The sequence below is a fragment of the Kitasatospora sp. NPDC127121 genome (genome assembly GCF_042677305.1).
In the GTDB taxonomy this organism is placed as follows: Bacteria; Actinomycetota; Actinomycetes; order Streptomycetales; family Streptomycetaceae; genus Kitasatospora.
On sequence record NZ_JBHXTQ010000067.1, the window covers coordinates 1 to 11,991 of the forward strand.

Consider the following 11,991-nt stretch of genomic DNA (forward strand, 5'->3'; position numbering starts at 1 on the left):
CCACCTTGTTTCAAGACTAATCCGTATTACTGTTTATTTTTTTGTTTGGGGGGATTGTTTTTTTTTTATAGAGCCGGGCGGTCGCCCCCTCCCCGGGGGGGGGGGGGGGGCCGACGCGTGCCTGCGGCGGGCCGCCGACACGGCCCAGGCCGCCCGGTCGGGGTCGACGCGGGCGGCCTGGGCCGTTGTTGCTGCTCGGGCGTTCCTTGCGCTGGGCAAGCCCCAAGCCGGACCTAGCTGTGGCGACCGCGACGGCGGGCGGCCAGGACAGCGAGACCGCCGAGGCCGAGCAGGCCGACGCCGGCCAGGCCGAAGACCACCGGGGCGTTGCCCGCGCCGGTGGAGGGCAACTCACCGCCGCCACCGGGGTGGTGGCTGGTCGGGTGCTCGGACGGGTGGTGGCTGGTCGGGGCCGGGCCCGAGCTGGACGGACTGGCCGAGGGCGACGAGGACGGGGACGACGGCGAGGAAGAGGGCGAGGAGGACGGGGACGACGACGGCGAAGAGGACGGCGAGGAAGACGGGGAGGAAGAGGGCGACGAGGACGGGGACGACGACGGCGAAGAGGACGGCGAGGTGGACGGCGACGGGCTCGGCGTCGTCTGGCAGTCCGGCAGGTCCCCGTCGAACGGGTAGCTGTGGATCTCGTAGCCGCCGGTGCCGGTGTGGATCAGGTTGCCCGCGAGGTACACCCGGCCGTTCATCCCGGGCTGGGCGATGGTCGTGGTGCCGCCCGGGTTGCCGGCCAGGACCGAGCCCTGGAACTGGGCGCTGCCGAGGATCTGCGCCGAGGTCGCGGTCGGGAAGTTGTACATCAGCTTCGACCGCATGTCGGTGGTCTGGTCCCCGGCCAGGCCGGTGCCCGTGTAGGTGTTGATGATCGGGCTGTCCCCGAGCATGTTCACCACGACGGTGGCCCCGGCCGGGATGTTGTTGAAGACCAGTCCGATCTGCCCGCCGCTCGGCGAGGCGAGGTTCTGGGTGACGTTGAAGACCTGCTTCAGGCTGGTCCCGTCGCCGGTGAAGGTCGCCTGGCTGGAGGAGATGTCGACGGTGCCGGTCGCGGTGGCCTTTCCGACGCAGTCGGAGATCTCCTCGATCTGGGTGAGCACCGTCTGGTACGGGGCGGCGGCGTTCGGGTCCTGGATCGCCTGGCCGGTGGGGTCGATGCTGACGGTGCCGGTGACGCTGCCCGCGTGGCGCAGGTTGCCGAAGGCCGGGCCGCGGGAGTCGCTCCCGCCGATCAGGATCGAGTTGCCGGTCACGACGTCGACGTTGCCGCCGGTGGTGACGAAGTCGCTGCCGTTGGGCGGCACGACGCGCGAGCCGACGCCGACGACGCCCATGTTGTAGATGCCGCCGCCGTTCTTCTCGACGGTCAGGTTCCCCAGCGTGACGATCTTGCCCTCGGCCTCGGCGGCGCGGCCGGTCACGGTGTAGTTGCCGCCGGTGAAGACGTTGATGCTGGCGTCCCGGCCGGGGAAGTCGCCGTTGTTCGGCGGCGGCCAGGTGGCGGGGCAGTCGGGGCCCGTGCAGGCGCCCAGCGGCGGGGCGAGCGGAGCAGCCGAACCGACCGTCAGCACGGCCGCCAGCGGCAGCGCCGCGACGACGGTCGCCACGGCGACCCGGACGGTCCGACGCCTGCGGGTGGCGGGTTCTCTTCTCACGGCGGTCGTTCTGTGATCCGGCGTACCGGTGCCCTGACCCATCGACACATTCCTCCGCGCATAGGAAAAAGAGCAGGCGCGCATAACCTGCCCCGTTCGTACTATCTGCTGGCGATCCCACAGATCCGGGACATCCAACCTCAAATCGGGCGATTCCTACCCTACAGATCCTCAGATCCGATCCGAAAATCCACCGCGCGGCGCAGCAGTCGCCTCCCACCGGCCCTGCCCGGGCGACCTCCGCGCCGCCCCCGCCCGACGTCCGCGCCCGTTAGGTTGGAGCAATGACCTCCGAGGCCCAGGACCAGAGCACGCCGCTCGTCGCCGTCGCGTCCGCCGACGCCGTACTGCGGCACCCCGAAGCGGGCGAGCACCTGCTCACCCCCCTCGAACGCGAGCGCGCCGCGCGCTTCCGGCACGAGTCCGGGCGGATCGACTTCACCGCCGGCCACGTGCTGGTCCGGCTCTGCGCCGCCCGGCTGCTCGACGTCCCGGCGGCCTCGCTCACGCTCGCCCAGCAGTGCCCGGACTGCGGCCTGGCCGACCACGGCAAGCCGTACCTGCCGGACCACCCCGAGGTGCACGTGAGCCTGTCGCACACCCGGGGCGTGGTCGCGGCCGGAGCCGGCCACCAGCCGGTCGGGGTGGACGTCGAGCTGGCCGCGCGCGGCGGATCGCTGGGCGCGGTCGCCCGCCGGGTGCTCTCCCCCGCCGAACTGCGCCTGGTCGAGGCGGCACCGGAACCGGACCAGGCGTTCCTGCGGCTGTGGGTGCGCAAGGAGTCGCTGATCAAGATCGGGCGGGCCACCCTGGACACCCTGGCCTCCGTCGACCTGTCCGACCTGCCCCTGGACGTCCCGCCCGGCGCCCCGCTGCGCAGCCGCCACCAGGACCTGCACCTGCTCGACTGGGCCGACCCGGAGCACGGCGCCGCCGTCGCGGCGGTCAGCACCGCCGCGCCGAGGATCGTCCAGCTGACGACGGCGGGCTGAACAGGGCGGAGCACTGCAGTCCTGCGGAACGAGCACGCCCACCCGCGCGGCGGGCCCCCGGATAAGCGGTGTTAGCGTGCCTGATCGCGGGCGCGCCGCCACCGGACGCCCGTCGCACCAGCTGCCCACCGCCGGATTTAAGGGTGTCCCCGCCATGGCCAAGTTCCTGCTGAGCCTGCACGTCCTCGCGTCGGTCCTGTTCATAGGCCCGGTCGCGGTGGCCGTCAGCATGTTCCCGCGCCGGGCCAAGGCCGCGCTGGCCGGCGGGCCGGACCAGGCCTCGGACGCGGGCGTGCTGCGGATCCTGCACCGGATCACCCAGGTCTACGCCCTGCTGGGGGTCGCGGTGCCGGTGATGGGCATCGGCCTGGCCCAGGTGATGGACGTGCTCGGGCAGTCCTGGATCATCGTCTCGATGGTGCTCACCGCGATCGCCGCGCTCTCGCTGCTGCTCTTCGTCCTGCCCGGGCAGCAGGCCGCGGTGGACGCGCTCGGCGCCGACACCGCGCCGGAGCAGCACGCCAAGGCCGTCCAGGGCCTGCGGCTGCTGCCGATGACGGCCGGGGTGTTCAACCTGCTGTGGGCGGTGGTCGTGGTGCTGATGGTCATCCGGCCGGGGTCGAGCACCGGCGTCTGAGCCGGACCCCCGAAGCCGTACCGAACGAAAAGCTCCACCGCCCAGCCGTGCCACCCGAATCCACACCGACCGGGCCGGAAGGCCCTCTCCCCCGGGGCGGGCCCGGTCCAGTACCGTCCTGGCCATGACGATCATGGCGGGCATGGGCAGCCCGACGGGTACCGGAGTCGGACCGCTGCTGCGCGGCTGGCGCGAACGGCGGCAGCTCAGCCAGCTGCAACTGGCACTGCGGGCGGACTCCTCGACCCGGCACCTCAGCTTCGTCGAGAACGGCCGGTCCCGCCCGAGCCGGGAGCTGGTGCTGCGGCTCGCCGAACACCTGGACGTCCCGGTCCGCGAGCGCAACACCCTGCTGCTCGCGGCCGGCTACGCCCCGCACTTCCCCGAGACGCCGCTGGACGACCCGTCGATGGACGCGCTGCGCGGCGGCCTGGAGCGGCTGCTCGCCGCCCACGACCCGTACCCGGCGCTGGTCGTCGACGGGACCTTCCAGGTGCTGGCGGCCAACCGCTCGCTCGGGCTGCTCCTCGACGGCGTCGCCCCGCACCTGCTGGAACCGCCGCTCAACGCGATGCGGATCGCCCTGCACCCCGAGGGGCTGGCGCCGCGCATCGTGAACCTGCCGCAGTGGCGGCGGCACCTGCTGGAACGGGTGGAGCACCGGATCGAGCTGCTGTGCGGCGAGGCGCTGCGGCGGCTGTACGAGGAGGTCGCCGGCTACCCGACGGCGGCGGACGACCCGGGCCCGGGCGGGGAGCAGGCGGACGGCGCCGGGCTGTTCCCGTTCGCGCTGCCGATGCGGATCCGGCACGAGGGGCGGGTGCTGTCCTTCCTGTCCACCATCACGACCTTCAACACGCCGCTGGACGTGACGGTCTCCGAGCTGGCCATGGAGACCCTCCTGCCGGCCGACGCGGAGACGGTGCGGTTCCTCCAGGACGCGGTCGGCCCGGAGCGCTGACCCCGGTTCAGGTACGACGCCCCCCGGTGCCGCCCCCGTCGCGGCGGCGCAGCGCGGTGAACTGGAGGACGGCGAACAGGGCCACCACCGCCGCCTGCACCGGGATCCAGACGGCACCGGCCGTGGTCGGCTCCAACCAGGCCGCCATCGCCACCAGGCTGAGCACCACCCAGACGGCGTTGAGGTCGATCACCGCCTGCACCGCGAGCCGCGGCGGCCGCCGGCGGGCGGCCAGGGCGCCGACCCCGAGGGCGTAGCCGGTGAGGAAGAGCCCGAGGGCGAACAGGACGCTGCGGCCGACCCCGAGCAGTTCGCCGACCGGGCCGGCGAAGGCCAGGTAGACGAGGCCGTTGCCGCCGGTGACCAGGGCGTCCAGGGCGAGCACGCCGCGCACCGTCCACAGGGGGGAGGCGGAGCCGGGGCGGGCGGGCGTGAGGGCGTTCGCGGACATGGCGGATCAGCCTCCTGACGGGGATGGGGCCCGGCGGCGGTGACGCCGGCCGGGTCCCCCCACCCTGCCCGCCCGGCCGCCGGGCGTCGATTACCCCGCAGGTAAGGGCCCGGGCCGGGGGCGCTCAGGGCCGCACCCCCGGCAACCGGCCTCCTCAGCCCGCCGGGGCGAGCCCGAAGAGCGCGGCGGCGTTGTCGTGGCAGACGGCCCGCAGCCACTCCTCCCCCAGGCCCATCCCGGCCAGCGCCTCCAGCTGGTGCACGTACCGGTACGGGATGTTGGGGAAGTCGCTGCCGAGCAGGACGCGGTCCTGGAGGCCGCGCAGGCGCGGCAGTTCGGCGCGCGGGAACGGGACGTCGGCCTCGGCGAAGTCCGTGAAGGCGATCGTGGTGTCCAGCCGGACGGCCGGGTGGCGCTCGGCCAGGTCGAGGAAGTCGCGGTACTCGGGCATGCCGAGGTGGGCGACCACCAGGACCAGTCCGGGGTGGCGCTTCAGCACCTCGCCGATCGGACCGGGGCCGGTGAAGTTGCCCGGCACCGGTCCGGACCCGCAGTGGGTGACCACCGGCGTGCCGGTCTCGGCGAGCAGCCCCCACACCTCGTCCAGCTGCCGGTCCGCCGGGTCGTAGCCGCCGACCTGCACGTGCGCCTTGAACACCCGGGCGCCGTCCTCGATCGCGCGGGCCACGTAGCCGGGCGCCTCGGGCTCGGGGAAGAACGTCGCGGTGTGCAGGCACTCCGGGGTGCGGGCGGCGAAGTCGGCCGACCACGCGTTCAGCCAGTCGGCCATGCCGGGCCTGTGCGGGTAGAGCATCGAGGTGAACGCCCGGACGCCGAAGTCCCGCAGCCGCTGGACGCGCTGCTCCTCGGCCTCGCGGTAGGTGATCGGCCAGGGCCGGTTCACCAGCGGGCCGGCCGCGTCGAAGTACGCCCACACCTTGTCGAGGACCTTCTTCGGCATGAAGTGGGTGTGCACGTCGATGAGGCCGGGCAGGCCCAGGGCCTGCCAGAACGCGCGGACCTCCTGGGATTCGCTCACGCCGGCACCGGGCGGGCCCGGTCGATGATCCCGGCGGTGTCGACGCCGGACGGCAGGGTGCCGAAGGCGGAGCCGCGGTCCCCGGCGAGGCGGGTGGCGCAGAACGCGTCCGCCACCGCCGGGCTGCCGTGGCGGACCAGCAGCGCGCCCTGGAAGGCCAGCGCCATCGACTCGACCAGTCGGCGCGTCCGGTACTCCAGGTCGGCCTGGTCGGTGAGCTGCTTGCGCAGGTCGGCGACGGCCGCGTCCAGCCGGCGGTCCGCCCCGGCGGCGGCGTCGAGCTCGCCGAGGAAGGCCTCGACCGTCTCCGGGCGCTTGGCCATGGCGCGCAGCGCGTCCAGGGCGGCGACGTTGCCGGAGCCCTCCCAGATCGACACCAGCGGCGCCTCCCGGTAGAGCCGGGGCATCCCGGACTCCTCGACGTAGCCGTTGCCGCCCAGGCACTCCAGCGCCTCGGCGGCGTGCGCCGGGCCGCGTTTGCAGACCCAGTACTTGGCCACCGCCAGGCCCAACCGCCGTACCAGCGCCTCGGGTTCGTCCCCGGCCAGGGCCAGGTCGGTGCTCTGGGCGAGCCGCATCGCGACGGCGGTGGCCGCCTCGGACTCCACCACCAGGTCGGCGAGCACGTTGCGCATCAGCGGCTGGTCCACCAGCGGCCGGCCGAACGCCCGCCGGTGCAGGGCGTGATGGACGGCCCGGGTCGCGCCGTAGCGCATGCCGGAGGCGGCGCCGACGGTGCAGTCCAGGCGGGTCATGTTGACCATCTCGATGATGGTCGCCACCCCGCGCCCCTCCTCGCCGACCAGCCAGCCGACCGCGCCGTCGTACTCCAGCTCGGCGGAGGCGTTGGACTTGTTGCCGAGCTTGTCCTTGAGCCGCATCAGCTGGAGGCGGTTGCGGGTGCCGTCCGGGAGGACGCGCGGCAGCATGAAGCAACTGAGCCCGCACGGCGCCTGGGCGAGCGTCAGGAAGAGGTCGGACATCGGCGCCGAGGTGAACCACTTGTGGCCGGTCAGCCGGTAGGTGCCGTCCGGGTGCGGGGTCGCGGTGGTGGTGTTGGTGCGGACGTCCGAGCCGCCCTGCTTCTCGGTCATCGACATGCCGGCGATCAGCCCGCGCTTGGTGCGCGGCTCGCGCAGCCCGAAGTCGTACGTGGTGGCGGCCAGCAGCGGCTCCAACTCGCCCGCCAGGGAGGGGTTCGCGCGCAGGGCCGGGACGGCGGCGTAGGTCATCGAGATCGGGCAGGTGTGGCCGGCCTCGACCTGCCCCCAGACGAAGAACTTGGCGGCCCGGGCGGAGTGGGCGCCGGGCCGCTCGTCCCGCCAGGGCGCGGCGTGCAGGCCGTGGGAGACGGCGGTGCGCATCAGCTCGTGCCAGGCCGGGTGGAACTCGACCTCGTCGACGCGGTGGCCGAAGCGGTCGTGGGTGCGCAGGACGGGCGGGTTCTCGTTGGCCAGCCGGCCCCACTCGGCGGCCTGCTCGGAGCCGGCCAGGCGGCCGAGCTCGTGCAGTTCGGACTCGGCCCAGCCGGCGCCGGCCCGGTGCAGGGCGGCGAGCAGGGTCGGATCGGCGGCGGTGTCGTGTCCGTACGGCAGGGGCACCTGGTTGGTGACCTCATGCGTCGCTGTCATCGCGTCCTCCCAGGGCACGCAGGGTGAAGGAGACCAGGGCGGGGACCACGTCGGTGGTGCCCGCCGACTTCGTGGGCGCGGCCGTCCGTGTGGGCGCGGCCGTTGCCACAGGCGCAGGCGCAGGCGCGGCCGCGAGCGGGCCGGCCAGTGCCTCGCCGACCGCGCCGACCAGCGCGGCGGCGGTCAGCACCGGGTCCTGCTCGGGGAGTTCGCCGCTCGCCACGGCGGCGGCGATCTCGGTGGCGATCACGTCCCGGAACGCCCGGCGGAACACCAGGCGCTCGCTGTCCACGACCGCGTCGGCCGGCTCGACCAGCAGCGCGTACGCCAGCCGGGGCGCGCGCAGAGCGCGGGCGGCGAAGGTCTCGACGACCGCGGCGATCCGCTGCCGCGGGCCCTCCCGGAGGGCGACGGCCGCGTCGACGGCGGCCATCTCGCGGGTGACCACCCGGCGGAACAGCTGCACGGACAGCTCGGCCTTGCTGGCGAAGTGCTGGTAGAGGCTTCCGGTGGCGATCCCGGCACGGTCCGCCACGGCGGCCATCGTGCAGCCGCCGTAGCCGCGCTCGGCGAGCAGCAGGACGGCTGCCTGCAGCACGGCCTCGCGCTGGGCGTCCAGCCGGGCTTGGACGGCGGGCGTGCGTCGGTAGGCCATAAAAGCATTGAAGCACTGATTCAGTACTTCAGATAGGGCCCGGCCCGTCCCGAGCGGGCCGGCCCCGCCAGATACGCGAGGAGGCCGCCCCCGGGCTGGGGGCGGCCTCATCCAAGGCGTCACACAGCGCTACGACCTGCCGGTCACAGCGGGTGGCGCTTTACAGCGGGTGGCGCTGCGACTCCAGCTTCAGGCCCTCCTCGTCGAGCGGGCCGAACGGCGGGATCTGCTGCTTCTTGCCGAGCGAGCGGGCGGCGTCCTGGTCGCCCAGGCCGGCCCACTCCAGCACCTTGGCGGTCGCCTCCGCCGACTGCGCGGCCGGCAGCTGGCCGATGTTGGAACCGTGGTTGCCGCCCGGCACGGTGTAGACGTAGCTGTCGTCACTGCCCCGGCCGAGCTTGAACGGCTTGGCGCCCCACGGGTCGTTGCCGCCGTAGACGTAGATGATCCGCTCGGCGTCGTGCTTCACCCAGCGGTCGATGTCCCGCATCGCGTTCGGGTTGAAGGAGATCGGGATGTCCTTCGGCACGTACGACCGGGCCGAGTACAGCTCCTTGTAGTCGTAGTGCAGCACGCCCTTGAGGTGCGAGACGTCGAAGAACGGCGCACCCAGCTCGGTCGCGGCCTGGTAGTAGTACGCGGTGTACTTCGCCAGCGACTGGTCGCTGTTGCCGGTGATGCCGGACTGCGAGTCGAACCACGCGTACAGCGCGTCGTCGGTCGCGGTGGCCGCGGCCGGGACCTTGGCGCAGTCCGCCTCGGTGCTGTACTGCCAGAACGCCCAGACCACGTCGAGCACGCCCGCCTCGTACGCCCGGTCCGGCGTGCCGAGGGTGTTGAAGGTCGAGCCGGCGGCCTTGTTGTCGGCCACGTAGCGGGTCTCCAGGCGGTCGCGGCGCACCAGCAGCTCGCGCTGGGCGGCGTTCAGCGCGGCCCGGCACTCGGGGGTGCCGACGGTGCGGAAGAAGTTGGTGTAGGCCGCGTAGTCGTTGACGTCGGTGTTGTTCGGCGCCACGTACGCGATCGTGCCCGCGACGTCGTCCGGGTAGAAGCGGCGGAAGTAGGTGGAGGACATGCCGCCCTTGCTGGCGCCGGTGGAGAGCCACTCCTGCTGGTAGATCCGCTTGAGCGCGGTCACCAGCCGGTGCGAGTCGGCGGCCTGCTGGCGGATGCCGGCCTTGGACCAGTCCGCCGGCTCGGGGCGCGACGGGGTGAAGTACCGGTACTCGATGGACACCTGGTTGCCGTCCACCAGCCGGGTCGGCTCGGTACGCGACGGGTTGGTGCCCAGCGTGTAGCCGTTGGTGTAGAAGACGGTCGGGCGGTCGTAGCCCCGGTGCAGCACGCTGAAGCGCTGCTGGAAGGTGCCCAGCCAGGGGCGGAAGTGGTCGATCGGCTGGGTGTAGGTGAGCAGGAAGTAGCGGTGACCGGTGGTGGTCGGCTTCTCCTCGGTGATCGTCACCCCGGGGATCGCCGCCAGGCGGTCCTTGATGTCGGCATTCGGGTCGTCGGCGGGGCTCCGGCCGTGGGCGGCCTCGGCGGCGCCGGCGCCCTGGGCACCGGCGGCCAGCGCCGGGGTCGCCAGGCCGCCGAGCGCGAGCAGCGGTATCAGCAGGACGGAAACCAGCAGCCTTCGCAGCGTGGTGGTCATCGACTCTCCATTGGTCAAACGGATATGACTGCCGCTCTGCCGGGACGACAGTGCGGCGGGGGTGGTGCGCCGGCCGCCTGGTGGACGGCCGAATGGGCCACCCGCCGTTCGCGGGTGGCCCATCGGGGATCGGTGCTGGTCAGCGGGGTCGCCCCGGTTCCTTCACGACGTGGCGGTCGGGCGCGGGATGGCGGTCAGGCCAGGTCGGGTCAGCTCAGGCCAGGGCCGTCGTGACGGTTCAGGTCAGGGCCGGACCAGGGTGCAGCCGGGCAGGGTGAGGTCGAACCGGTTGCCGGCGGCGAAGCAGGCCGGGATGCCGTAGGTCTCCTGGGCGTAGCCGATGCCCTGGTGCACCGTCACCGAGCCGTTCTCGTCGACCTCACACGGGTTGTCGAGGGTGCAGGACTCGCCGTTCTCGTTGATCGTGTTGTTGACCGCGACCACCTGCCCGGTGTTCGCGTCCACCACCGGCGAGCCGGAGGTGCCGCCGATCACGTTGCAGCCGGAGGTGTAGCGGACCGAGTCCTTGAAGGTCCAGTCCGCCTCGTTCAACTGGTAGGCGAAGCCGTCGATCGAGCAGGAGTAGATCTTCTTCCAGTAGCCCGAGACGACCTTGATCGAGGTGCCCTGCGTGGGGTGGGCGGCGGAGATGGTCAACGGGGCGATCCCGTACCGGGACTGGATCGAGGCGTAGCTGGTGTTCAGCTGGTAGATCGACACGTCGGTGTCGGTCATGGCGCCGTAGACCACCTTGGTCGCGCGCAGGGTGCCGAGCCCGCTGCCGCTGGAGCTGAGGAGGGTGAAGGTCCGGCTGGAGGGCTGGTTGAGGATCACCTCGCCGGGGCCGGGCATGCCGGACTCCAGGCAGTGGCCGTTGGACAGGACGAGGGCCGGGTCGCTCGCGGCCGAGCCTGGCATCCGGACCAGCGAACCGGAACAGTTGTTGAGGGCCACCGTCCCGGCGAAGTTGACGGCGCGGGGGGCCGCCTTGGTGTCGGTGACCTGGGCCTGGGCGCTCAGGGACTGGCCGTCCTGGGCCGCTACCGACACGGCGGCGGGGGCCTCCGCGGTGGCGGCCTGGGCCGGGAGGGCGCCGGCGAGGGCGGTTGCTCCGGCGACCAGGACGGTGGCGAGCATGCCTATGAGCGGCTTCTTCATGAGAGACCTCTCGGTGTGGGGGTGCACCAAAGCTGTCGCGGACATGACTCACTGTCAAGAGTCAAGACGACACCAAGAAAGCACTTCGGCCGCAATGGCTCGTTCGCGCGGTGGCGGCGGTCCGCCGGCCCCTCCCTTCGCACGGCCGATCGCGTCAACCCGCCCCACGGCCCCCGTCCGCCACGTACTGTGGCGACATCGGACGGGTGACCACAGGGGGCAGGAGTGACTACCGAGTACCGCAGCGACGCGCCGTCGGAGCCCACGGGGGCGGGCGGGCGGTTGCTCGCCGTGAGCGACCTGCACATCTCCTACCAGGACAACCGGGACCTGGTGGAGAAGATCCGGCCCACCACCCCCGACGACTGGCTGCTCGTCGCCGGAGACGTCGCCGAACTCACCACCAGCGTCGAGTGGGCGCTCGGACTGCTCGCCGAACGCTTCGCCCGCGTGGTGTGGGCCCCCGGCAACCACGAGCTGTGGACCCACCCCGAGGACCCGGTGCAGCTGCGCGGCGTGGCCCGCTACGACCACCTGGTCGACCTCTGCCGGAACCTCGGCGTGCTCACCCCCGAGGACCCGTACCCGCTCTGGCAGGGCGCCGGCGGACCGGTCCGCATCGCCCCGCTCTTCCTCCTGTACGACTACTCCTTCCGCGCGCCGGGCACGACCACCAAGGAGGAGTCCCTGGCGGCCGCCTACGAGAGCGGCATCGTCTGCGCGGACGAGCGGATGCTCCACCCGGACCCGTTCCCGGACCGCGACTCCTGGTGCCGCGAGCGCGTCCGGCTGACCGAGCAGCGGCTGGCGGCCTGCGACCCGGACGTACCGCTCGTCCTGGTCAACCACTACCCGCTGGTCCGCCACCCCACCGAGATCCTCTGGTACCCCGAGTTCGCCCAGTGGTGCGGCACCGAACTGACCGCGGACTGGCACCGCCGCTTCAACACCGCGGCGATGATCTACGGCCATCTGCACATCCCCCGCAAGACCAGCTACGACGGCGTCCCGTTCGAGGAGGTCTCGCTCGGCTACCCGCGCGAGTGGCGCAAGCGCGGGCTGCCGGAGCCGCTGCTGCGCGAGGTCTTCCCGCAGGCGTAGGTACGCGCTGCCCCGCCGCCGGACCGTCCGGCGGCGGGGCAGATCTCC

The 11,991-nt window shown here is 72.7% G+C and carries 11 protein-coding genes; 4 read left to right on the forward strand and 7 right to left on the reverse strand.

All coding sequences use genetic code 11. The features are described from left to right. Positions 1-233 precede the first annotated feature (233 nt). A complete protein-coding gene (locus ACFVHI_RS27490) occupies positions 234-1,667 on the reverse strand; it encodes a choice-of-anchor A family protein (RefSeq protein WP_159398414.1) in 1,434 nt (477 codons plus the stop codon). 284 nt (positions 1,668-1,951) lie between these two features. Between ACFVHI_RS27490 and ACFVHI_RS27495 the strand changes: the two genes are divergently transcribed. The 3 genes from ACFVHI_RS27495 to ACFVHI_RS27505 all read left to right on the forward strand — a co-directional run bounded on the left by ACFVHI_RS27495 (position 1,952) and on the right by ACFVHI_RS27505 (position 4,257). After that, positions 1,952-2,659 carry a 4'-phosphopantetheinyl transferase superfamily protein gene (locus ACFVHI_RS27495; protein WP_063347417.1) on the forward strand — a complete coding sequence of 236 codons (708 nt, stop codon included), beginning with the start codon at positions 1,952-1,954 and terminating at the stop codon, positions 2,657-2,659. Positions 2,660-2,813: 154 nt separating this feature from the next. Continuing rightward, complete coding sequence (locus tag ACFVHI_RS27500) at positions 2,814-3,296, forward strand: DUF2269 family protein (protein ID WP_063347418.1); 483 nt, start codon at positions 2,814-2,816, stop codon at positions 3,294-3,296. 124 nt (positions 3,297-3,420) lie between these two features. Then, positions 3,421-4,257, forward strand: a complete 837-nt coding sequence (locus ACFVHI_RS27505) for a helix-turn-helix domain-containing protein (RefSeq protein WP_063347419.1) — start codon at positions 3,421-3,423, stop codon at positions 4,255-4,257. A gap of 7 nt (positions 4,258-4,264) precedes the next feature. On the opposite strand, the gene ACFVHI_RS27510 is transcribed toward ACFVHI_RS27505, so the two are convergent. The 6 genes from ACFVHI_RS27510 to ACFVHI_RS27535 all read right to left on the reverse strand — a co-directional run bounded on the left by ACFVHI_RS27510 (position 4,265) and on the right by ACFVHI_RS27535 (position 10,842). Then, on the reverse strand, positions 4,265-4,708 hold the full coding sequence (locus tag ACFVHI_RS27510) for a hypothetical protein (RefSeq protein ID WP_063347420.1): 444 nt from the start codon (positions 4,706-4,708) through the stop codon (positions 4,265-4,267). A 154-nt stretch (positions 4,709-4,862) separates the two neighbouring features. Beyond that, positions 4,863-5,747, reverse strand: a complete 885-nt coding sequence (locus tag ACFVHI_RS27515; RefSeq protein ID WP_380343759.1) for an amidohydrolase family protein — start codon at positions 5,745-5,747, stop codon at positions 4,863-4,865. Beyond that, positions 5,744-7,378: an acyl-CoA dehydrogenase family protein gene (locus tag ACFVHI_RS27520; protein WP_063347422.1), complete on the reverse strand. Its 1,635-nt coding sequence runs from the start codon at positions 7,376-7,378 to the stop codon at positions 5,744-5,746. The genes ACFVHI_RS27515 and ACFVHI_RS27520 overlap by 4 nt, the downstream gene beginning before the upstream one ends. After that, positions 7,362-8,033, reverse strand: a complete 672-nt coding sequence (locus ACFVHI_RS27525) for a TetR/AcrR family transcriptional regulator (RefSeq protein ID WP_380343762.1) — start codon at positions 8,031-8,033, stop codon at positions 7,362-7,364. The genes ACFVHI_RS27520 and ACFVHI_RS27525 overlap by 17 nt, the downstream gene beginning before the upstream one ends. 160 nt (positions 8,034-8,193) lie before the next feature. Next, positions 8,194-9,684 (reverse strand): S28 family serine protease, encoded by a 1,491-nt coding sequence (locus ACFVHI_RS27530; RefSeq protein ID WP_063347423.1) that lies wholly within the window; start codon positions 9,682-9,684, stop codon positions 8,194-8,196. Between the two features lie 243 nt (positions 9,685-9,927). After that, positions 9,928-10,842, reverse strand: a complete 915-nt coding sequence (locus tag ACFVHI_RS27535; protein WP_380343765.1) for a serine protease — start codon at positions 10,840-10,842, stop codon at positions 9,928-9,930. 225 nt (positions 10,843-11,067) lie between these two features. On the opposite strand from ACFVHI_RS27535, the gene ACFVHI_RS27540 reads away from it, so the two are divergent. Beyond that, positions 11,068-11,943 carry a metallophosphoesterase family protein gene (locus tag ACFVHI_RS27540; RefSeq protein ID WP_380343768.1) on the forward strand — a complete coding sequence of 292 codons (876 nt, stop codon included), beginning with the start codon at positions 11,068-11,070 and terminating at the stop codon, positions 11,941-11,943. Positions 11,944-11,991 lie beyond the last annotated feature (48 nt).

Excerpts from the sequence above, each read along its gene's own strand:
- ACFVHI_RS27520 (WP_063347422.1), bottom strand. The coding sequence starts at position 7,378 with ATGACAGCGACGCATGAGGTCACCAACCAGGTGCCCCTGCCGTACGGA.
- ACFVHI_RS27510 (WP_063347420.1), bottom strand. The coding sequence starts at position 4,708 with ATGTCCGCGAACGCCCTCACGCCCGCCCGCCCCGGCTCCGCCTCCCCC.
- ACFVHI_RS27525 (WP_380343762.1), bottom strand. The coding sequence starts at position 8,033 with ATGGCCTACCGACGCACGCCCGCCGTCCAAGCCCGGCTGGACGCCCAG.
- ACFVHI_RS27495 (WP_063347417.1), top strand. The coding sequence starts at position 1,952 with ATGACCTCCGAGGCCCAGGACCAGAGCACGCCGCTCGTCGCCGTCGCG.
- ACFVHI_RS27505 (WP_063347419.1), top strand. The coding sequence starts at position 3,421 with ATGACGATCATGGCGGGCATGGGCAGCCCGACGGGTACCGGAGTCGGA.
- ACFVHI_RS27535 (WP_380343765.1), bottom strand. The coding sequence starts at position 10,842 with ATGAAGAAGCCGCTCATAGGCATGCTCGCCACCGTCCTGGTCGCCGGA.
- ACFVHI_RS27530 (WP_063347423.1), bottom strand. The coding sequence starts at position 9,684 with ATGACCACCACGCTGCGAAGGCTGCTGGTTTCCGTCCTGCTGATACCG.
- ACFVHI_RS27500 (WP_063347418.1), top strand. The coding sequence starts at position 2,814 with ATGGCCAAGTTCCTGCTGAGCCTGCACGTCCTCGCGTCGGTCCTGTTC.